The sequence below is a fragment of the Rubrivivax gelatinosus genome (assembly GCF_016583785.1).
Classification (GTDB): domain Bacteria; phylum Pseudomonadota; class Gammaproteobacteria; order Burkholderiales; family Burkholderiaceae_C; genus Rubrivivax; species Rubrivivax gelatinosus_B.
In genome coordinates, this window is sequence record NZ_NRRU01000004.1 from 14,265 (window position 1) to 34,322 (window position 20,058).

The 20,058-nt window shown below is 65.3% G+C and carries 18 protein-coding genes and 1 pseudogene; 14 read left to right on the forward strand and 5 right to left on the reverse strand.

Annotated elements, in window-relative coordinates:
- The first annotated feature begins 98 nt into the window (after nt 1-98).
- Nucleotides 99-329 (forward strand): hypothetical protein, encoded by a 231-nt coding sequence (locus CKO43_RS01920; RefSeq protein ID WP_200225283.1) that lies wholly within the window; start codon nt 99-101, stop codon nt 327-329.
- A gap of 35 nt (nt 330-364) precedes the next feature.
- Here the strand turns inward: CKO43_RS01920 and CKO43_RS01925 are convergent.
- The 3 genes and pseudogenes from CKO43_RS01925 to CKO43_RS01935 all read right to left on the reverse strand — a co-directional run.
- A pseudogene (locus tag CKO43_RS01925) lies at nt 365-472 on the reverse strand (integrase); the annotation flags it as partial.
- 479 nt (nt 473-951) lie between these two features.
- A complete protein-coding gene (locus CKO43_RS01930; RefSeq protein WP_200225285.1) occupies nt 952-1,989 on the reverse strand; it encodes a DUF6306 domain-containing protein in 1,038 nt (345 codons plus the stop codon).
- Nucleotides 1,962-2,474 (reverse strand): hemerythrin domain-containing protein, encoded by a 513-nt coding sequence (locus tag CKO43_RS01935; protein ID WP_200225287.1) that lies wholly within the window; start codon nt 2,472-2,474, stop codon nt 1,962-1,964. The genes CKO43_RS01930 and CKO43_RS01935 overlap by 28 nt, the downstream gene beginning before the upstream one ends.
- A gap of 224 nt (nt 2,475-2,698) precedes the next feature.
- Here CKO43_RS01935 and CKO43_RS01940 point away from each other — a divergent pair, with 224 nt between their 5' ends.
- The 9 genes from CKO43_RS01940 to CKO43_RS01980 are packed head-to-tail and all read left to right on the forward strand — an operon-like array spanning nt 2,699 to nt 15,416.
- The gene (locus CKO43_RS01940; protein WP_200225288.1) at nt 2,699-3,982 is read left to right on the forward strand and encodes an MFS transporter; all 1,284 of its coding nucleotides are present in this window, start codon (nt 2,699-2,701) and stop codon (nt 3,980-3,982) included.
- A 20-nt stretch (nt 3,983-4,002) separates the two neighbouring features.
- Nucleotides 4,003-5,661 carry an MFS transporter gene (locus CKO43_RS01945; RefSeq protein ID WP_200225289.1) on the forward strand — a complete coding sequence of 553 codons (1,659 nt, stop codon included), beginning with the start codon at nt 4,003-4,005 and terminating at the stop codon, nt 5,659-5,661.
- 40 nt (nt 5,662-5,701) lie between these two features.
- Nucleotides 5,702-7,093: an MFS transporter gene (locus CKO43_RS01950; RefSeq protein ID WP_200225290.1), complete on the forward strand. Its 1,392-nt coding sequence runs from the start codon at nt 5,702-5,704 to the stop codon at nt 7,091-7,093.
- Nucleotides 7,094-7,130: 37 nt separating this feature from the next.
- Nucleotides 7,131-10,937: a nitrate reductase subunit alpha gene (locus CKO43_RS01955; protein WP_200377694.1), complete on the forward strand. Its 3,807-nt coding sequence runs from the start codon at nt 7,131-7,133 to the stop codon at nt 10,935-10,937.
- Nucleotides 10,934-12,457, forward strand: coding sequence for a nitrate reductase subunit beta (gene narH / locus CKO43_RS01960; RefSeq protein ID WP_200225292.1), 1,524 nt, complete (start codon nt 10,934-10,936; stop codon nt 12,455-12,457). The genes CKO43_RS01955 and narH overlap by 4 nt, the downstream gene beginning before the upstream one ends.
- A gap of 1 nt (nt 12,458) precedes the next feature.
- A complete protein-coding gene (narJ, locus tag CKO43_RS01965) occupies nt 12,459-13,172 on the forward strand; it encodes a nitrate reductase molybdenum cofactor assembly chaperone (protein WP_200225293.1) in 714 nt (237 codons plus the stop codon).
- Nucleotides 13,169-13,894 carry a respiratory nitrate reductase subunit gamma gene (gene narI / locus CKO43_RS01970; protein WP_200225294.1) on the forward strand — a complete coding sequence of 242 codons (726 nt, stop codon included), beginning with the start codon at nt 13,169-13,171 and terminating at the stop codon, nt 13,892-13,894. Before narJ ends, narI begins: the two co-directional genes overlap by 4 nt.
- Before the next feature lie 33 nt (nt 13,895-13,927).
- A complete protein-coding gene (locus CKO43_RS01975; protein WP_200225295.1) occupies nt 13,928-14,707 on the forward strand; it encodes a peptidylprolyl isomerase in 780 nt (259 codons plus the stop codon).
- A 22-nt stretch (nt 14,708-14,729) separates the two neighbouring features.
- Nucleotides 14,730-15,416 carry a carbonic anhydrase gene (locus tag CKO43_RS01980; RefSeq protein ID WP_200225296.1) on the forward strand — a complete coding sequence of 229 codons (687 nt, stop codon included), beginning with the start codon at nt 14,730-14,732 and terminating at the stop codon, nt 15,414-15,416.
- Nucleotides 15,417-15,432: 16 nt separating this feature from the next.
- Here the strand turns inward: CKO43_RS01980 and CKO43_RS01985 are convergent, their stop codons facing one another.
- Complete coding sequence (locus tag CKO43_RS01985) at nt 15,433-15,879, reverse strand: ribonucleotide reductase subunit alpha (protein WP_346014365.1); 447 nt, start codon at nt 15,877-15,879, stop codon at nt 15,433-15,435.
- Here CKO43_RS01985 and CKO43_RS01990 point away from each other — a divergent pair.
- Genes CKO43_RS01990 through CKO43_RS02005 form a run of 4 tightly spaced genes read left to right on the forward strand, consistent with a single transcriptional unit; the run spans nt 15,878 to nt 19,479 of the window.
- Complete coding sequence (locus tag CKO43_RS01990) at nt 15,878-16,297, forward strand: SirB2 family protein (protein ID WP_200225298.1); 420 nt, start codon at nt 15,878-15,880, stop codon at nt 16,295-16,297. The genes CKO43_RS01985 and CKO43_RS01990 overlap by 2 nt on opposite strands.
- Entirely contained in the window at nt 16,287-18,233 is a 1,947-nt protein-coding gene (locus CKO43_RS01995; protein ID WP_346014366.1) for a type IV pili methyl-accepting chemotaxis transducer N-terminal domain-containing protein, read from the forward strand. The genes CKO43_RS01990 and CKO43_RS01995 overlap by 11 nt, the downstream gene beginning before the upstream one ends.
- On the forward strand, nt 18,230-18,901 hold the full coding sequence (locus CKO43_RS02000; RefSeq protein WP_200225299.1) for a response regulator: 672 nt from the start codon (nt 18,230-18,232) through the stop codon (nt 18,899-18,901). Before CKO43_RS01995 ends, CKO43_RS02000 begins: the two co-directional genes overlap by 4 nt.
- Nucleotides 18,898-19,479, forward strand: a complete 582-nt coding sequence (locus tag CKO43_RS02005; protein ID WP_200225300.1) for a nitroreductase family protein — start codon at nt 18,898-18,900, stop codon at nt 19,477-19,479. The genes CKO43_RS02000 and CKO43_RS02005 overlap by 4 nt, the downstream gene beginning before the upstream one ends.
- Here the strand turns inward: CKO43_RS02005 and CKO43_RS02010 are convergent.
- Nucleotides 19,470-20,051: a hemerythrin domain-containing protein gene (locus CKO43_RS02010; RefSeq protein WP_200225301.1), complete on the reverse strand. Its 582-nt coding sequence runs from the start codon at nt 20,049-20,051 to the stop codon at nt 19,470-19,472. The two genes, CKO43_RS02005 and CKO43_RS02010, sit on opposite strands and share 10 nt — an antisense overlap.
- Between the last annotated feature and the right edge of the window lie 7 nt (nt 20,052-20,058).

Genomic DNA, 20,058 nt, shown 5'->3' on the forward strand with positions numbered 1-20,058 from the left:
CCGACCGCCTACGCCAAGTTATTGATATGTCAGAAGATTGGTCGCGATTTCTTTCGTCGTGCAGTTGCCGTCGGCGATGCGGCCGGTGTTAGGACGCCGTGAAGAACATCGAAGCCCTGATCGAAGACGGCGGCGACATCACGTTGGGCCGGCTCAGTGTGATCGACTGCGCTGCGACGGCGTCCACCGGGCACAACGTCGCAGCGATGCTCGTGCGCCGCGATGGCGAGACCCTCACGGCCCTGCTCAAGCGCCTCGACCGGGCCATCGGCCACTTCTACGACACCGACGAGCCCGTCGACGAGATCAATCCTCCCGCCGAACGCTGAACTCGTCGTCAAGACGGCTGCGCTGGACGCTCACGGCGCACCCGCAGCGCCAAGATGTCCTTGACCTTGAACGGCGCCTTTTGCCCGACGATCTTGCCCTTGTTCCACGGCTCGCGATGATCGACGGTGGCGTTGGCTTCCATGATGGGCTCCCATCAAGTTGTGGGCCAGCGAAGATCCGCCTACGACCTCTGGATGTCGTTGCACCTGCGCAAGAGCGTGAGGCCGACGGAGTCAGCGACGTGCCGCCCGGCGACTGGCCGCTTTCGGGTGCGCTTGGCTACAGGCGGTCCCGGCCACAACCCGTCATCCGTCTGATGGCCGGATAGCCGACGATCGGTTGATCTGGGTGAATCCCGGGTCAATCCAGCTGCGGCGCCCGGAACACTGGAAAGTCGCTGTGTAGCACCGTGCAGTAACGTTCCAGCAGGGCTGGCCACCATCGACGCGTGGTCATCGCCCGGTCTAACAAAGGCTCGCACGTCGTGGGTGTCCGTGGGCTCCCAGCGAATCGCACCGCCGGGCGGGCAGCGCTATGGGGTACTGCGGATTCTTCGACAATCGGCGCCGCAACGAGATGCAGTTCAGCGTGGGCGGGCGGGCTTCACCGGAAACCGCTTGCTCACCGCACAGCCTCTGGCCGCTCTTGAGTCAGGGATTTGTCGAATTGTGGGAACAGCACCTCGTTCTCCAACCGAATGTGCGCCTGCAAGTCCTCGGCGAACTGCCTCGTCGCAGTGCATAGCTGATCCCAGGTGCGGCACGCATTGCCGGGCGGCGCAGCTTGATGAGTCAAGGCCATCAACTGCGTGAGCCTGCGAGCATGTTCCTCATGTTCGGACATCATGACGCAGATCGGGTGGATCACGAACGCACTGCCGCCCCGCGCCAGCATCGGAAAGAGGATGGTCTCCTCCTTCTCCATGTGTTCAAGCAGTTCACTGTGCACCGACTTCAGTAGATCGGTCATCCCCCGCAGCGCGTCAGGGTGGTCCGCGTTCACGGTCTCCACCTTGGCCGCGAGCGAGATCAGCTCTGGAAGCTGCCGACGATGGACTTCGTGAAACCGCGTCAGGATGTGCTCGATCAGCGCTCCCGGCTCGACGCGCAACTGGGGCTCCTCGGCCGGCGCCGTCGTCGTGGGCTCCAATGTGGCAGGCGCTGTGTATCTGGCATCCACCCGGCTGATGTTCTGGTGATGGGCCTGCAGCATGTCGGTCAAGCTGGCGCTTGCTTGTGCGTCGTTGACCAGCGGTATCAAGGCCTGGATCTTGCGGGTTACCCAGGCTTGCCCTCGATTCAGAAACTTCAAACGCTCGTCCAGATCGGCGATAGCCATCGCCTTGCCATGGAACGCACCCGTTGCGCTGGAGGGCGTGGCCCCCAATGACGTGATCGTGCGCATAAGCATGCCGCACCAGCGGACCTCGTCCTTGTGGATGTCGTCCACCAGTGCCGCGAGCGCGGGATCAGCGATCGACCGGCCCGTCTCCATCGCAACGCGGGCGCCGGCACGCTCGGCCTCCAACAGTTCGTTGAGCGCGTCGAGCAACGTTTTGCGTGCCGGGTCCATGGTGGCTGAAGCGGAGTCTGTCTCCGGCAAGGAGGCGGTTGACTGCGGTGGGGTCGAGTTCATGAGGTCGTAGTCGCGGGCGACCATGGGTTGAATGTGGAGGAGGAGTCCGGCGATGCAGGCCTTGCGAAGAGGGGGAACAGCTCCTCGTCCTCTGCGCGGATGTGCAGTGCCAACTCATTGGCCAGGTCGTCGAGGGCTCGAATCAACTGCTGGAGCGTCAGGTCGGTGCCGTGCGCTTCGGTCAGCATGCCAAGCCGCGCGCGCAGGTCGTCCATGGCGTTCTCGTGTGCGACATGTTCGCGATGTAAGTCCTCGATCAGCAGCCCGATCAGGGTGTTGCCACCTTGCTCCATCATCGGAAACAGCCGCATCTCCTCCTTGAACATGTGCTGCTCCAGCGCGTTACCGATGGTGCGCAGTGAAGCGACGACGCCGTCGTCGATACCGCGCGCCTCGACCATCGCGGCCATCGCTTGCAACTGAGGCAGTGCCTGGCGGTGGCCTTCGTGGAACCGCGTCTGGATGCGGTCGATCAGGGCACTGACCTGCCGGGTAGTTTCAGGGGACATGGTGGGTGGAGGCTGTCTATTCGGGTTCAGTCTGGGCGAGCGCACAAGCCATTCGCGTTGACGCAAGTCAACTCCTAACCCAACGGTCCCCGGCGTAGTTCTTCAGAATTATGTCCAGACCCCGCGGCATCGTTCTTCTGCCGCGGGGCGCATAGCCACCGTGCTGATGTTCACGGGCGCCGCGCCGGCGGACAGTCTTGTCAAACCCAAGACGAGTCCGATCCATGGCCGCCACCGCAACTCCAATCCCACGCCAGGCGTGGTCCGTGCTCATCGTCAGCACCATCGCCTTCACCGTGTGCTTCATGGTGTGGATGATGTTCGGCGTCATCGGCATTCCGCTGAAGAAGACGCTGGGACTGAATGCCACGGAGTTCGGTCTGTTGACCGCCACGCCGGTACTGACTGGCTCGCTCATCCGCGTTCCCCTGGGCATCTGGACCGACCGCTACGGCGGCCGCATCGTGATGACACTGCTGATGGCCGTCACCGTGCCGGCCATCTGGCTGATGAGCTACGCCACGGCCTATTGGCACTTCCTGGTCATCGGCCTGTTCGTGGGCCTTGCCGGGGGTTCGTTCTCGGTCGGCACACCCTACGTGGCGCGCTGGTTTCCCAAGAGCCGCCAAGGCATGGCGATGGGCGTGTACGGCGCGGGCAACTCCGGCTCGGCGGTCAACAAGTTCGCCGCGCCGGTGCTGCTGGCCATCGGCGGCTGGACGCTGGTGCCGCAGGTGTATGCCGCGGTGATGCTGGGCACGGTCATCCTGTTCTGGCTGGGCAGCAGCAGTGACCCGAAGCACCTTGTGCCGTCGAATGTGAAGTTCAGCGACCAGCTGAAGATGCTGAAGGATCCGAAGGTTCTGAAGTACTGCCAGTACTACAGCATCGTCTTTGGCGGCTATGTCGCGCTGGCGCTGTGGATGGTGCAGTACTACGTGGGCGAGTTCGGCCTGTCCATCCAGACGGCTGCGCTGCTGGCGGCCTGCTTCAGCCTGCCCGGCGGCGTGCTGCGCGCGGTGGGCGGCATCCTGTCCGACAAGTTCGGCGCGCACCAGGTCACCTGGTGGGTGTTGTGGGTGAGCTGGGTGTGCCTGTTCCTGCTGAGCTACCCGCAGACGGAGATGACCATCACCACCGTCAACGGCCCGCGCAGCTTTCACGTCGGCCTGAATGTCTATGCCTTCACTGCGCTGATGTTCATCCTGGGCATCGCCTGGGCCTTCGGCAAGGCCAGTGTCTTCAAGTACATCGGCAACGACTACCCCGACAACATCGGCACCGTCAGCGGCATCGTGGGCCTGGCCGGTGGCCTGGGCGGCTTCGTGCTGCCGATCATGTTCGGCGCGCTGATGGACCTGACCGGCATCCGGTCCAGCGCCTTCATGTTGATGTACGGCGTGGTCTGGGTCTCGCTGATCTGGATGTACTGGACCGAAGTGCGTAAGACCGAAATGATGGGCACGAACGCACCGGCGTCGCCCTTGTCGCGCAGTTTCGCGCGCTGAAAGCACAAGGAGAAGATGCCATGAGTGCCACCACCACAGGGGGTGCCAAGTCCGCCCCCAACCAGGCTCCCGGCCCCGACATCGCCGACTGGCGTCCGGAAGACGACACCTTCTGGAATGCCACGGGCAAGAAGGTCGCCTACCGCAACCTCTGGATCTCGGTACCCGCGCTGCTGTGCGGCTTCGCGGTCTGGGGCATGTGGGGAATCATCACCGTGCAGATGCTCAACCTGGGCTTTCCTTTCACCCAGGCCGAGTTGTTCACGCTGACGGCCATCGCCGGCATCTCGGGCGCAACGATGCGCATCCCGGCGTCCTTCCTCATCCGCCTGGCGGGCGGCCGCAACACGATCTTCCTGACCACCGCGATGCTGCTGGCCCCGGCCATCGGCACCGGCATCGTGCTCCAGCACAAGGACTGGCCGCTCTGGGCTTTCCAGCTGATGGCGCTGTGGTCGGGCGTGGGCGGCGGCAACTTCGCCAGCTCGATGTCCAACATCAGCACCTTCTTCCCGAAGCGGCTGCAGGGCACGGCACTCGGGCTGAACGCCGGCCTGGGCAATTTCGGCGTGACGACGATGCAGATCGTCATCCCGCTTGTGATGACGGTGGGCCTGTTCGGCGCCTTCGGGGGCGAGCCGATGGTGCTGGTCAAGGACAGCGGCTGGATCTTCGGGAAGATCGCCGCCGGCACCCCCACCTGGGTGCAGAACGCAGGTTTCGCCTGGGTGCTGTCGCTTGTGCCGCTGTCCATTCTGTGCTGGTGGGGCATGAACAACCTGAAGACGGTGTCGCCTGCCACGGGCTCACCGCTGGTGGCGTTCGCCAAGATCACCTACCTGTACACGCTGGCCTTCGTGCCCGCGATCTTCATGCTGTGGCTGTACCTGCCCAAGCCCACCGGCCTGGGGGTGCTGAGCATGTGGGTGGCCATTCCGTTGGACGTCATCCTGGCGTTGCTGGTGATGAAGCTGGCCGCTTTCGGAGAGATGAAAGAGGGCGTGAAGAAACAGTTCGCGATCTTCAGCAACAAGCACACCTGGTCGCTGACCGCGCTGTACATCGTCACCTTCGGCTCGTTCATCGGCTTCTCGATGGCGCTGCCGCTGGCCATCACGGTGATCTTCGGCTTCCAGCACATCCCCGATGCCAACGGCGTGATGCAGCACGCGCTGAAGAACCCGAACGCGCCCTCGGCCCTGACCTATGCCTGGATAGGCCCCTTCATCGGCGCGGCCATCCGTCCCGTGGGCGGCTGGATCTCGGACAAGGTGGGCGGCTCTATCGTCACCCAGATCATCTCGGTGGTGATGGCCGGGGCTTCGGTGGCGGTGGGCTACGTGATGATGCAGGCCTACGGCTCGGCCACGCCTGAACAGTACTTCCCGATGTTCCTGGGCCTGTTCATGCTGCTGTTCCTGGCCAGCGGCATCGGCAACGGCAGCACCTTCCGCACCATCGGCGTCATCTTCGACCGCACGCAGGCTGGCCCGGTGCTGGGCTGGACATCGGCCATCGCCGCCTACGGCGCCTTCATCGCACCGGTGGTCATCGGTGCGCAGATCAAGGCCGGTACGCCGCAATATGCGATGTACGGCTTCGCGATCTTCTATGCCGTCTGTCTGGTGCTGAACTGGTGGTTCTACCTGCGTGGCAATGCCTACGTGAAGAACCCTTGAGTCACGGCGACGCAACCTAACGCCGGCACCCCTTCACGCCATGACCAGCATGACGATCATCCAGCACTGGAACCCCGAGGACCGCAAGTTCTGGGACCTGTCCGGTCGCGCGGTGGCCCGGCGCAACCTGTGGGTGTCGGTCCCTGCGCTGGCCCTGGCGTTTGCCGTGTGGATGCTGTGGTCGGTGGTGGTGGTGCACCTGCCGGCAGCGGGCTTTCGCTACAGCACCAATCAGCTGTTCTGGCTGACGGCGCTGCCCGCCCTGTGTGGCGCCACGCTGCGCATCTTCTACGCCTTCGCGGTGCCGATGATCGGTGGGCGCCGCTTCACCACGCTCGCCACGGCCAGTCTGCTGGTGCCGGCGGTCGGCATCGGCCTGGCGGTACAGGATCCGAACACGCCTTTCGAGTGGATGGTGGTCCTGGCTCTGCTGTGTGGCCTGGGCGGCGGCAACTTCGCCAGCTCGATGGCAAACATCAGCTTCTTCTTCCCGAGTGCCCGCCAAGGTTATGCGCTGGGCCTGAACGCCGGGCTGGGGCACTTGGGGGTCGCGCTGGTTCAGCTGCTGGTCCCACTGGCCATCAGCGCCGGGGTCTTCGGCCTGTTCGCCGGGCCTGCGCAGCAGACGGCTCAGGGGCCTATGTGGCTGCAGAACGCGGGCTTCATCTGGGTGCCACTGATCCTGGCCAGCACGGCAGCGGCCTGGTTCGGCATGGACGACCTGGCCGACACCCACGCCAGCATGGCCGAGCAGGCCGTGATCTTCACGCGCAGGCACAACTGGCTGATGTGCTGGCTTTACCTGGGCACTTTCGGCAGCTTCATCGGATTCTCAGCCAGCTTGCCGATGCTGGCGCAGAGCCAGTTTCAACGGTCCGATGCGTTGCACCTGGTGTGGTTGGGTCCGTTGATCGGCGCCGTACTGCGCCCGTTGGGCGGCTGGATGGCCGACCACTGGGGCGGCGCGCGCGTGACCTTCTGGATCTTCGTGGCGATGGCTCTGGCCGCTTCGGCTGCGCTGTTGTGCCTGCCCGCGACCGACGCCACCGGCCATCCTGGGCAGGGCGGCAATTTCCCCGGCTTCCTGGCTGCCTTCGGTGTGCTCTTCGCTGCATCGGGCATCGGCAACGGCAGCACGTTTCGCATGATCTCCAGCCTCTTTGTGGCCGAACGGGTGCAGCGTGCCGGGGGTCTGCCATCGGACCAGGCGCTCGCGGCCAAGGAAGGCGCGGTCGAGGCGGCCGCAGCCCTCGGCTTTGCGAGCGCCATCGGCGCCTACGGCGGCTTCTTCATTCCCAAGAGCGTGGGCTCTTCACTGGCGATGACGGGCAGCGCATCGGCGGCGCTGGCGACGTTCATCGTGTTCTACCTCTCGTGCATCGCGCTGACCTGGTGGGCCTGCAGCCGCCGCAACGCCCCATACCCCTGCTAGTCCGCACCAGCAGACGACATCTTCCAAGGACGACAACATGAGCCACTTTCTCGACAGACTCACCCACTTCGCGCAGCCCAAGGAGTCCTTCTCCGGCGACCTCGGGCGCACCACCGGTGAAGACCGCACCTGGGAAGACGCCTACCGCAACCGCTGGGCGCACGACAAGATCGTGCGCAGCACCCATGGCGTGAACTGCACCGGCAGCTGCAGCTGGAAGATCTACGTCAAGGGCGGCATCGTCACCTGGGAGACGCAGCAGACCGACTACCCGCGCACGCGCTGGGACATGCCCAACCACGAGCCGCGCGGGTGTGCCCGCGGCGCCAGCTACAGCTGGTACCTGTACAGCGCCAATCGCGTGAAGTACCCGATGGTCCGCGGCCGCCTGCTGGAGCGCTGGCGCGCGGCGATGAAGACGGCGAAGACACCGGTGGACGCCTGGGCCACGATCGTCGAAGACGACGCTGCGCGCCGCGACTACCAGAAGGTACGCGGCATGGGCGGCTTCGTGCGCAGCAGCTGGGACGAGGTCAACCAGATCATCGCGGCGTCGAATGTCTACACGATCAAGAAGCATGGCCCCGACCGTGTGATCGGCTTTTCGCCGATCCCGGCGATGAGCATGGTCAGCTACGCCGCCGGCAGCCGCTACCTGAGCCTGATCGGCGGCGTCTGCATGAGCTTCTACGACTGGTACTGCGACCTGCCGCCGGCCAGCCCGCAGGTTTGGGGCGAGCAGACCGACGTGCCCGAAAGTGCCGATTGGTACAACAGCACCTACATCATGGCCTGGGGCAGCAACGTGCCGCAGACCCGCACGCCCGACGCCCACTTCTTCACCGAGGTGCGCTACAAGGGCGCGAAGACGGTGGCCATCACGCCCGACTACAGCGAAGTGGCCAAGCTGGCCGACATCTGGCTGCACCCCAAGCAGGGCACCGATGCAGCGCTGGCCATGGCGATGGGCCACGTCGCGCTCAACGAGTTCTATTTCAAGCAGCGCAGCCCGTACTTCGACGACTACGCGCGCCGCTACACCGACCTGCCGTTGCTGGTGATGCTCAAGGAGCACACGCTCCCTGACGGCAGCAAGACCCTGGTGCCCGACCGCTACCTGCGCGCGTCGGACTTCAACGGCAAGCTGGGCCAGGAGAACAACCCCGAGTGGAAGACGGTGGCCTTCGACACGAGCGGCCGCGCGGTGCTGCCCAACGGCAGCATCGGCTTCCGTTGGACTCCGGAAGGCGGCGTCGACCAGGGCAAGTGGAATCTCGAGAACAAGGAAGCGCGCCACGGCACCGAGGTGAAGCTGAAGCTCTCCGTCATCGAAGACGGCGAGCAAGCGCATGAGGTGGTGGACATCGGCCTGCCGTACTTCGGCGGCGTGAGCACGCCGCACTTCAAGTCCAACACCCAGAACGGCGAAGTCAACTTCGTCAAGGTTCCGGCCGTGCGCCTGCGCCTGGGCAAGGAGGGCGACCACCGCGAAGCGTTGGTGGCCACCGTGTTCGACCTGCAGGTGGCTCAGTACGGTATCGACCGCGGCCTGGGCAGTGGCGCGAAGAGCTACGACGACGACGCAGCCTACACGCCCGCCTGGGCCGAGAGCATCACCGGCACCCCGCGCGACCAGATCATCACGGTTGCCCGCCAGTTCGCCGAGAACGCGCACAAGACGCATGGCAAGAGCATGGTGATCATCGGCGCGGCGATGAACCACTGGTACCACGCCGACATGAACTACCGCGGCGTCATCAACCTGCTGATGATGTGCGGCTGCATCGGCCAGAGCGGTGGCGGCTGGGCGCATTACGTGGGCCAGGAGAAGCTGCGCCCGCAGACCGGCTGGACGGCGCTGGCCTTCGCGCTGGACTGGATCCGCCCGCCGCGGCAGATGAACAGCACCAGCTTCTTCTACGCCCACACCGACCAGTGGCGCTACGAGAAGCTCGGCATGGAAGAGATCGTGTCACCGCTGGCCGACAAGGCACTGTATGCCGGAAGCATGATCGACTACAACGTGCGCGCCGAACGCATGGGCTGGCTGCCCAGCGCACCGCAGCTCAAGACCAACCCGATGCAGGTGGTGAAGGACGCCAGCGCCGCCGGTATGGACGCCAAGGACTATGTCGTCAAGGCGCTGAAGGACGGCACGCTGCAAATGAGCTGCGAAGACCCGGATGCAAAGCAGAACTGGCCGCGTGTGCTGTTCGTCTGGCGCAGCAACCTGCTGGGCTCGTCGGGCAAGGGCCACGAATACTTCTGCAAGCACCTGCTGGGCACCGAGAACGGCATCCAGGGCAAGGACCTGGGCCAGGACGACGCCAAGCCGACGGAAGTGAAGTGGCACGAGCACGGGCCGGTTGGCAAGCTCGACCTGGTGGTCACGCTCGACTTCCGCATGAGCACCACCTGCCTGTACTCCGACATCGTGTTGCCCACCGCCAGCTGGTACGAGAAGAACGACCTCAACACCAGCGATATGCACCCCTTCATCCACCCGCTGAGCGCGGCCGTGGACCCGGTGTGGCAGAGCCGCAGCGATTGGGAGATCTACAAGGGCTTTGCCAAGACCTTCAGCGAGGTCTGCGTCGGCCACCTGGGTGTCGAGAAAGAGGTGGTGCTGACGCCCATCATGCACGACACCGCCGGTGAACTGGCCCAGCCCTTCGAGGTGAAGGAATGGAAGAAGGGCCAGTGCGAGCTGATCCCCGGCAAGACGGCCCCGCAGATCATGGTGGTGGAGCGCGACTACCCGAACGTGTTCAAGCGCTTCACCGCCCTCGGCCCCTTGATGGACAAGCTGGGAAACGGTGGGAAGGGCATTGGATGGAAGACCGGCACCGAGGTCGAGCAACTCGGCCAGCTGAACGGCAAGACGCTGACGGAAGGCGTGACCAAGGGCATGCCGAAGATCGTGACCGACATCGATGCCTGCGAGGTCATCCTGCAGCTGGCACCCGAGACCAACGGCCACGTGGCGGTGAAGGCCTGGCAGGCGCTGGGCAAGCAGACCGGCCGCGACCACACGCACCTGGCGCTGTACCGCGAGGACGAGAAGATCCGCTACCGCGACGTGCAGGCGCAGCCGCGCAAGATCATCAGCAGCCCCACCTGGAGCGGCATCGAGAGCGAGACCGTTTCGTACAACGCCGGCTACACCAACGTGCACGAGTACATCCCCTGGCGCACCTTGACCGGCCGCCAGCAGTTCTACCTGGACCACCCGTGGGTGATCGCCTTCGGTGAAGGCTTCAGCAGTTACCGCCCGCCGGTGGACCTGAAGACCACGGCCGGTATCTACAACATCAAGCCGAACGGGAACAAGGAGATCCTGCTCAACTTCATCACGCCGCACCAGAAGTGGGGCATCCACAGCACCTACAGCGACAACCTGATGATGCTGACGCTGAACCGCGGCGGCCCGGTGGTGTGGCTGAGCGAAGACGACGCCAAGCGCAGCGGCATCGAGGACAACGACTGGGTCGAGGTCTTCAACATCAACGGCGCCATCGCGGCGCGCGCTGTAGTGAGCCAGCGGGTGAACCCCGGCATGCTGCTGATGTACCACGCGCAGGAAAAGATCATCAATACGCCCGGGTCGCAGATCACCGGCGTGCGCGGCGGCATCCACAACAGCGTGACGCGCATCGTGCTCAAGCCCACCCACATGATCGGCGGCTACGCGCAGTTCAGCTACGGCTTCAACTACTACGGAACCATCGGCACCAACCGCGACGAGTTCGTGGTGGTCCGCAAGATGGCCAAGGTCGACTGGCTCGACACCCCGCTGGGTGATGAACGCGCCGAGATCGTTCAAGCACAAGGAGAAGGCGCATGAAGATCCGCGCGCAAGTCGGCATGGTCCTGAACTTGGACAAGTGCATCGGTTGCCATACCTGCAGCGTGACCTGCAAGAACGTGTGGACCAGCCGCCCCGGCGTCGAGTACGCCTGGTTCAACAACGTCGAGACCAAGCCGGGCATCGGCTACCCCAAGGAATGGGAGAACCAGGACAAGTGGAACGGCGGCTGGATCCGCAAGGCGGACGGCTCCATCGTGCCGCGTCAAGGCGGCAAGTGGCAGTTGCTGATGAAGATCTTCGCCAACCCCAACCTGCCGCAGATCGACGACTACTACGAGCCCTTCACCTTCGACTACGACCACTTGCAGTCGGCGCCCGAGATGCAGCACGCGCCCACCGCGCGGCCACGCAGCCTGATCACCGGCAAGCGCATGGAGAAGATCGTCTGGGGTCCGAACTGGGAAGAGATCCTGGGCGGCGAGTTCAGCAAGCGCAGCAAGGACAAGAACTTCGACGACATCCAGAAGGACATCTACGGCCAGTTCGAGAACACCTTCATGCTGTACCTGCCCAGGCTGTGCGAGCACTGCCTGAACCCGGCTTGCGTCGCGAGCTGTCCGTCAGGGTCCATCTACAAGCGCGAAGAAGACGGCATCGTCCTCATCGACCAGGACAAGTGCCGCGGCTGGCGCATGTGCGTGAGCGGCTGCCCGTACAAGAAGATCTACTACAACTGGAAGAGCGGCAAGGCCGAGAAGTGCATCTTCTGCTACCCGCGAATCGAAGCCGGCCAGCCCACGGTTTGCAGCGAGACCTGCGTGGGCCGCATCCGCTACCTGGGCGTGCTGCTGTACGACGCCGACCGCATCCAGGAAGCCGCCAGCGTCGAACACGACAAGGACCTGTACCAGGCACAGCTCGACATCTTCCTGGACCCGAACGACCCCAAGGTCATCGCGCAGGCCAGGCTGGACGGCATTCCCGACAACTGGATGGACGCGGCACGCAACAGCCCCGTCTACAAGATGGCGGTGGAGTGGAAGGTGGCACTGCCGCTGCACCCCGAATACCGCACGCTGCCAATGGTCTGGTACGTGCCGCCGCTCAGCCCCATCACCGCAGCGGCGAATGCCGGCCACGTGGGCACCAACGGCGAGATCCCGGATGTCAACCAGCTGCGCATCCCCGTCAAGTACCTGGCCAACCTGCTGACGGCCGGTGACACCGCGCCGGTGGTGCGGGCCCTGGAACGCATGCTGGCCATGCGCGCCTACCAGCGCAGCAAGCACGTTGACGGCGAGGCCAACCAGGCCGCCATCGACCAGGTGAAGATGAGCGTGAACGAGGTGGAAGAGATGTACCGCGTGATGGCGATCGCCAACTACGAAGACCGCTTCGTCATCCCGACCACGCACCGCGAGTACGCCGAGAACGCCTTCAACGTGCGCGGCGGTTGCGGCTTCAGCTTCGGCAATGGGTGCAGCGAGGGCACCACCGAGACCAGCCTGTTCGGCAGCGAGAAGAAGCGCACCATCCCCATCAAGGCAGGAGTTTGAGATGAGCTTCTTCAACACCTCACCGACGACCGCCACCAAGACGCTGCGTGTGCTGGCCCACCTGCTGAGCTATCCCGACGCCGAGTTGCGCGCGCACCTGCCCGAACTGAAGGCGGCGCTGCACGACGAGCGCGCGCTCAGCGGCGCGCGCCTGGCCGAACTGGACGCCCTGATCACGCGCCTGTCCCGTCGCCGCCCGCTAGACGTTGAGGCCGATCACGTCGAACTCTTCGACCGCGGCCGCGGCACCGCGCTGCACCTGTTCGAGCACGTGCACGGCGACAGCCGCGACCGTGGCCCGGCCATGGTGGACCTGTGCCAGACCTACGAAGCTGCAGGTCTCTTTCTGGCGCCGGGCGAACTGCCTGACCACCTGACCGTGGTGCTGCAGTACGCATCGACACAGCCCCCGGCGCAGGCCAAGGCTTTCCTGGGCGAGATCGCGCACATCCTGCAGGTGATCTTCAGCGCGCTGTTGCGACGCGAGGCGGCACATGCCTGTGTGCTGGCCGCGCTGCTCGACCTGGCCGGCGAAAAGGCGCAGGCGGTGGCCGTGCCGCCCGAGCCCGAGCTGGATGAAAGCTGGGCCGAACCCATGGCCTTCGATGGCTGTTCCACCCAGGGCCAGGCGCGGCCCGGTCAGCCGCAACCGATTCAGATCGTGCGCGCGCCCGTACGCACCGCCAGCCACGTGATGCCGGGAGCTTCCACATGAACACCCTCCACAACTTCATCTTCAACGTCTACCCGTACATCTGTCTGGCCGTGTTTCTCATGGGCAGCCTGGCCCGCTTCGACCGCGATCAGTACACGTGGAAGAGCGACAGCTCGCAGCTGCTCCGTCAGGGGCAATTGCGCTGGGGCAGCAATCTGTTCCACGCCGGCATCCTGTTCCTCTTTTTCGGCCACCTGTTCGGCCAGCTCACGCCCCACTGGATCTATGAATACCTGATCTCGGCGTCGCAGAAGCAGTTTGTGGCGGTGGTGGCCGGCGGTGTGGCGGGATTGATCTGCTTCATCGGACTGAGCCTGCTCTTGCACCGCCGCATCTTCGACGACCGCATCCGGCTGACCAGCCACCGGACCGACCTGGCCATCCTGATCATTCTGTGGGTGCAGCTGGTGATCGGCCTGTCGACCTTGCCTGCATCGCTGCACCATGTGTCGGACCCGCAGACCATGCTGAGGCTGGCCAACTACCTGCAAGGGCTGGTGCTGTTCAACCCGGACGCAAGCCTGGTGTGGGGCGTGGAGTGGCACTTCCAGGCGCACATGCTGCTGGGCATGACCATCTTTCTGCTCTTCCCCTTCAGTCGCCTGGTGCATGTGTGGAGCGGCTTCGGCACGCTGGCCTATCTGGTGCGGCCGTACCAGATGGTGCGCGCCCGCCGACTGAACGTGCCGGCCAATCAGACCCTGCCCCGTCGCGGCAGCTGAACCTGCTGCCCCCAATCGCTGAAAGCTCAGACCATGAACACGTCTACTTCTGTTCTTCCCCAGGTCAATGGCGTCGTGCTGTCGACCCCCGACGAAGCGCTGACGACCGAGACCCTCAGGCAGCGTGCCTGTGCCGAGTTGCTGCGCCAAGCTGCCGTCGAGGCGGGCCTGCTGGCTGCCGACGATCCGCTGCCCCTTGGTGGCGCCATGACCGAGGCCGCCAGCACCGCCATCGAGGCCCTGCTGGACCGGGAACTGCACATGCCCGAACCGTCGGACGAGGCTTTGCGCCGACACCACGCGGCCCAGCGTGGCCGCTACGCCGTGGGTGAACGTGTGCAGCTGCGCCACGTGCTGTTTGCCGTCACACCGGGGGTGGATGTCAATGCACTGCGCAAACGTGCCGAGGCCTGCCTGTTGGATGTGCGCTGCGCGTCGCCCGGAGGCGAGGACCGCTTCGCCGTAGCGGCGGCTTCCACGTCCAACTGTCCCAGTGGTGCCGATGGCGGTGCCTTGGGCTGGCTGACCACCGACGACTGCGCGCCCGAGTTCGCTCGCGAGATCTTCGGCAAGACCGAGGTCGGCGTGCTGCCACGCCTGGTGCACAGCCGCTTCGGGCTGCATGTGGTGGAGGTGCTGGCGCGCGAACCGGGCCTGGACCCCGCGTTCGAAGCGGTGAAGTCGGCCGTGGCCCAGGGGCTTCGGCAGCAGGCCTTTGCCACCGCGTTGCGTCAGTACCTGCAACTGCTGGCCGGCGCGGCCACGCTGACGGGCGTGGACCTGGAGGCGGCTGAGTCGCCTCTGGTCCAGTAGCTCGGCTTCTGCCCGAAAACCCATGCCCGACGAACTGCTGCAGCGCCTTCAGCGCTTCCAGACGGACGCGTTCCCGCAGCACCGCTCGCACTTCCGGCTGCTGGTCGACGATGGTCAACACCCGATGACGCTGTTCATCGGGTGTAGCGATTCGCGCCTGGTGCCTTACCTGCTGACTGGCGCCGGTCCGGGTGAGTTGTTCCTGGTGCGCAACGTCGGTGCCTTCGTGCCACCGCACGACCAGAGCCAGGGTTTCCATGGCACGGCGGCGGCCATCGAGTTCGCCGTCCTCAACCTGTCAGTCAAACGGATCGTGGTCTGCGGTCACAGCCACTGTGGCGCGATCCGGGCCTTGTATGGCGATGTCTCACCGGCGGCAAAGCACCTCTCGCAGTGGCTGGAACTGGGCCGCGAAGCCGCCTTGCCCGTGGCCGAGCCGGGCCCCGATGTGCTGCGGCGCACCGAGCAACGTGCGGTGGTGCTGCAGCTGGAGCGGCTGATGGACTACCCGATGGTGCGAGAGCGCGTGGAGGCCGGCATACTGGCATTGCACGGCTGGCACTACGTGATCGAAGACGGCGAGGTCCATGTCTTCGACGTTCAGCGCGGCGGCTTCGTGCCGGCGGCACGGGCCGACAACGCGGGCACCGGGCCGTACGTGGCGCACCAACCCGAAGCGCTACAGGATGATGAGTCCACCCGCTTGTGAAGGGTCGACTGTTCGGTCAGCCCAACTGGACGGCCTCGCCCTGATGGTCGAACGGAATCATCCCGCTCAGATTGCCGGACTTCACCGCCTCCACCATTCGGGTGAGTGCGGCCTCCACCTGCGCCGAAGCGGGCGCCTGACTTCCTTGGCCAGACATGGCCGCAGCGAACACCAGGGCCCAGTCCTGACCCATGGACAAGGCTTCCGCCTGCAACGCGGCGAAGTCCTTCAAGTCGGCAGGGTCCTTGTCGACACACATCAGCGGTGCCAACTCGCCGGACTCACCCGCTTCGAAGCGTGCCCGCTGCTCGGCCGTGGCGTCAGGGGGCAGGCTCGCCGCAGCAAACACCATCAAGAGACGCTGCGCGTCGGGTTGCTGCCGAGCGGCAGCCAGCAGATCGTTGAAGTGACTGATTTCCATGGCTGCGAGCTTAGTCGCTTCCACCCGAAAGCCGATCACCATGCCTGAGTTCGTGGTCTGGTATTCGCCCCTCAAGTTGGCCCATATCGGCCTCGTGCTGGTCAGTGGGGCGCTGTTCGCCCTGCGTGGTGCCCTGGTGCTGGCCGGGCAAAACTGGGCGATGGCCAGGCCCTGGCGTCTGCTCAGCTACGGCATCGACACCCTGCTGCTGACGGCCGGTGTCACGCTTTGGATCTTGCTGTCGCTGAATCCGGTCGCCAGCCCCTGGCTGGGGGTCAAGTTGCTGCTGCTGGTGCTGTACATCGTGCTCGGCTCGCTGGCGCTCAAGCGGGCGCGGGCACCGGCAGCGCGCCGTGCCAGCTACGCCGGGGCCTTGATGGTCTACCTGTTCATGGTGTCGGTGGCGAATTCGCACCACCCGCTGGGGTTCTTGCAGGTTTGGCTGACGCATGGCGACTGAAGTCACTCCGAGCCTTGACCAGGTTCGGTCCATTTACAGCCTCCAGTACAGTGCACGCATGCCTCGGTCATGGAGCCTCTCCGCCAAGCTTGGTGCCATCGGGACCACCTTGTTGCTGATGGCGTTTGCCTCGATCGGGCTGACGCTTTGGGTGACCTGGCAGTTGGAAGGAGGTGCGGCTGCTGTCAACGAGGCCGGCCGGATGCGCATGCAGACCTGGCGCATGGCCCAGACGCTGGCCCGCTCGGACGCGCAACAGATCGCAGGGCTGGCGGCGCAGTTCGACCAAAGCGTGAGCGTGCTGCGCACGGGCGACCCGGCACGTCCGCTGCTCGTTCCACACGACGCCCTGTCGCGGCAGGCCTTTGCGGCTGTACAGCGCGACTGGCTGGAGCTCAAGGCCAGTTGGACCGCATTGCCTGGATCGGGTGCCGAGTTGTCAGGGCAGCAGGCCGATGCCTTTGTGGCCCGCATCGACACCTTCGTGTCGGCGATCGAGCACCACCTGGCCCGACTGACGGCCATCCTGAATGCCGTGCAGTTCGTGATGGTGGCGCTGACCATCGGTAGCGCGATTGCCTTGCTGTATTCGGCCTATCTTTTCATCTTCAACCCGCTGTCCCGGTTGCAGGCCGGTTTGGCCCGGGTCGAGGCGGGCGACTTGGGCGCGCGGGTCGATCCAGGCGCCAACGACGAATTCGGCGCGCTCGCGGCCGGTTTCAACCGCATGGCCGAAACCCTGCAGGGCCTGTACCAGAACCTCGAGTCCAAGGTGCAGGAAAAGACCGAGCATCTGGAGGCGCAGCGAGCGCGCCTGGCGGCTTTGTACGAGTCCGCCGCGTTCGTGGCGCGTGCCGAAACCTTGGAGGCGCTGGCGCAGGGCATTGCCAAGCAGGTGCGCCAGGTGGCCCGCGCCGACGCTTCGGCCGTGCGTTGGTCGGACGAGGCCAACCGCAAGTACCTGTTGCTGGCGTCGGATTGTTTGCCGCAAGCCGTGATCGACGAGGAACTGTGCATTCCCACGGGCGACTGCCTGTGTGGCCAGCCCCAGGGCGGCGCCATGACACGGGTGATCCCAATACTGCCGGACGGCCCCGCGTCGCGCCTTGGACACTGCGCCCAAGAAGGCTTCCAGACCGTCATCAGCGTGCCCGTCAGGCTGCACGAGCGAATGGTTGGCGAGCTCAACCTGTTCTACCGCGAACCCAGGGCATTGTCCGACGACGACCGTGCCTTGCTGGAGACCATCGCCAGCCATCTGGCGGGTGCGATCGAGGGCCTGCGTGCAGCAGCCCTGCAACGTGAGACCGCCGTGGCCGAAGAGCGCAGCTTCATCGCGCGGGAACTGCACGATTCCATCGCCCAGAGCCTGGCCTTCCTGAAGATCCAGTTGGGCCTGCTGCGCAGTGACATTAAGAGCACTGATGCAGCCCGAATCGAAAGAACCCTGGGCGAACTCGACGCCGGCGTTCACGAGAGTCTCGGCGACGTGCGTGAACTGCTGGTGCACTTCCGCACCCGCACCAACAGCGAAGACATTGCACCCGCCCTGAAGACCACGCTGCAGAAGTTCGAGCACCAGACCGGCCTGGCCACCCATCTGGACATCGAAGGCGACGGCATGCCGCTGCCGGCCGACGTGCAGGTGCAGGTGCTGCATGTCGTGCAGGAGGCTCTGTCCAACGTGCGCAAGCATGCGCAGGCGAGAGAGGTGTGGGTGGAAGTGCAGCAGACGCCGCAGTGGCGCGTGGAAGTGCGCGACGACGGCTGTGGCTTCGACCCCGATGGCGCCGGCCCCGACGAGACCCATGTGGGGCTGCGCATCATGCGCGAACGGGCGCACAACATCGGCGCGACGGTGGAGGTGGCCTCGGTGCCAGGCTCGGGCACTTGCGTGGTGCTGAAGCTGCCCGAACGTCTGGGGCTGGCCGCATGATCGCCGCACAGCCTATTCGCGTGCTGGTGGTCGACGACCACACGCTGTTCCGCCGTGGACTGATTTCGCTGCTGGCGGGCGACGCCCGCTTTCAGGTGGTGGCCGAGGCCGGCGACGCCAACGAGGCGCATCAGCGGGCTGCGCAAACCCAGCCCGACGTGATCCTGCTGGACAACCACATGCCTGGCGTCAACGGCGTCGACGCGCTGGCCGGGTTCAAGGCATCGTCGCCCCAGGCTCGGGTGCTGATGCTGACCGTCAGCGAGGACGAGCGAGACCTGGCGGCCGCCTTGCGCGGCGGCGCCCGTGGCTACCTGCTCAAGACCATGGACAGCGAAATGCTGGCCTCGGCCATCCAACGCACGATGGCAGGCGAATCGGTCGTCAGCCCCGAGATGACGAGCAAGCTGGTCAATGCCTTCCAGACTGGGCAGGGCACTGCCACACCATCGCCGCCGGCCGTCGATACCGACCCCATCCACAGCCTGTCGCCGCGTGAGCGCGAGATCCTGGCCCTGATCGCCAAGGGCGCCAGCAACAAGGAATTGGCGCGCGAACTGAACATTGCCGAAGCCACGGTGAAGATCCACGTGCAGCACATCCTGCGCAAGCTGAACCTCACCTCGAGGGTGCAGGCGGCGGTGTACCTGGCAGGGCGGCAGGGGTGAACGCCGAGGACGAACTGCTGGACCTGCTCGCGCTGCGTTACTCAGTGGGGCCTAAGTATTTGGCGCCTCCTGGGCCCAGCGCAGAGCAGTGGGCCCGCGCCGCGGACCTGGCCTTGCGTGCGCCTGACCATGGCGGTCTGCGTCCGTTCCGGTTTGTCGTGATCGGTGACCGCCAGCGCGTTGCATTGGCCGGGTTGTTTGCAACGGGTGCTCAGCAACGTGGGCAGACCGCCGAAGAAGTCGAGCGCGCCCGGTCGCGTGCCTTCAACGGCCCCGGGCTCGTTGCGCTGGTCGCCCGCGTGCGCGACGACGTGCCCGATGTCCCGCCGCACGAGCAGTGGCTGTGCGTCGGCGCGGCGCTGATGAACTTCATGAATGCCCTGCACCTGATGGGCTTTGGTGCCAAGGCGCTGAGCGGTGCTACGGTGTCCGACCGGGCCGTGCACACGGCGTTCTGCGGGTCGGGAGAACGGCTTGCCAACTGGGTCATCGCGGGCCGTCCTGTCCGCGCGGCGCATCCGAAGGCTGGGGCTGAAGCATCAGCCGTCATCAGCGGCTGGCGTATTGATCAGGGCTGAGGCGCGATCGCTGCGGTCGCCGCGTTCACTGCGACAGCGCCGCGCCGGCTGCGCATGGCCAGGCCGATGCGATCGAGTTCGACATCGCTCAGCAAGCGGGTCGCCATGGGCAGCAGTTCGGCTTCCTCGCGGGCGATGTGCTGCTCGTACAGCTGCACGAAGCCCGGTACATCGGCGTCGGCCAGCGTTGACGCGGCGCCTTTGGCGACTTGCAACAACCGCTGGCGCATGGAAGCCCAGCGCTGCTCCAGCAAACGGTGATCACGGCACAGCGACGCGGTTAGATCGCGCAGGCAAACCGCATCGGAGCCGGCCATGGACTCCAGCAGGGCAGGAAACAGATCCTGCTCCTCGTCCTCGTGGTGGTGGCGCGCGGCAGTATCGAAGTAGCGCATGACGGCGCTCGCGGCTTCTTGCGCAGGGCGGTCCGCGCCATGGGTCTGCAGGTGGGTGACCAGGCGCAGCAGGGTTTCGCACTGGTGCTGCACACGTCCATGGCAGGCCGCCAGCATTTCAAGCGGGACTTCGAAGCCGACGGCAGGGGCGCTGTGGCCGGGGAGGGTCAGGGCCATGGTGGAT

Coding starts and splice junctions, on each gene's coding strand:
- CKO43_RS01930 (WP_200225285.1), bottom strand. CDS start 1,989: ATGGTCGCCCGCGACTACGACCTCATGAACTCGACCCCACCGCAGTCA.
- CKO43_RS01935 (WP_200225287.1), bottom strand. CDS start 2,474: ATGTCCCCTGAAACTACCCGGCAGGTCAGTGCCCTGATCGACCGCATC.
- CKO43_RS01940 (WP_200225288.1), top strand. CDS start 2,699: ATGGCCGCCACCGCAACTCCAATCCCACGCCAGGCGTGGTCCGTGCTC.
- CKO43_RS01945 (WP_200225289.1), top strand. CDS start 4,003: ATGAGTGCCACCACCACAGGGGGTGCCAAGTCCGCCCCCAACCAGGCT.
- CKO43_RS01950 (WP_200225290.1), top strand. CDS start 5,702: ATGACCAGCATGACGATCATCCAGCACTGGAACCCCGAGGACCGCAAG.
- CKO43_RS01955 (WP_200377694.1), top strand. CDS start 7,131: ATGAGCCACTTTCTCGACAGACTCACCCACTTCGCGCAGCCCAAGGAG.
- narH (WP_200225292.1), top strand. CDS start 10,934: ATGAAGATCCGCGCGCAAGTCGGCATGGTCCTGAACTTGGACAAGTGC.
- narJ (WP_200225293.1), top strand. CDS start 12,459: ATGAGCTTCTTCAACACCTCACCGACGACCGCCACCAAGACGCTGCGT.
- narI (WP_200225294.1), top strand. CDS start 13,169: ATGAACACCCTCCACAACTTCATCTTCAACGTCTACCCGTACATCTGT.
- CKO43_RS01975 (WP_200225295.1), top strand. CDS start 13,928: ATGAACACGTCTACTTCTGTTCTTCCCCAGGTCAATGGCGTCGTGCTG.
- CKO43_RS01980 (WP_200225296.1), top strand. CDS start 14,730: ATGCCCGACGAACTGCTGCAGCGCCTTCAGCGCTTCCAGACGGACGCG.
- CKO43_RS01990 (WP_200225298.1), top strand. CDS start 15,878: ATGCCTGAGTTCGTGGTCTGGTATTCGCCCCTCAAGTTGGCCCATATC.
- CKO43_RS01985 (WP_346014365.1), bottom strand. CDS start 15,879: ATGGTGATCGGCTTTCGGGTGGAAGCGACTAAGCTCGCAGCCATGGAA.
- CKO43_RS01995 (WP_346014366.1), top strand. CDS start 16,287: ATGGCGACTGAAGTCACTCCGAGCCTTGACCAGGTTCGGTCCATTTAC.
- CKO43_RS02000 (WP_200225299.1), top strand. CDS start 18,230: ATGATCGCCGCACAGCCTATTCGCGTGCTGGTGGTCGACGACCACACG.
- CKO43_RS02010 (WP_200225301.1), bottom strand. CDS start 20,051: ATGGCCCTGACCCTCCCCGGCCACAGCGCCCCTGCCGTCGGCTTCGAA.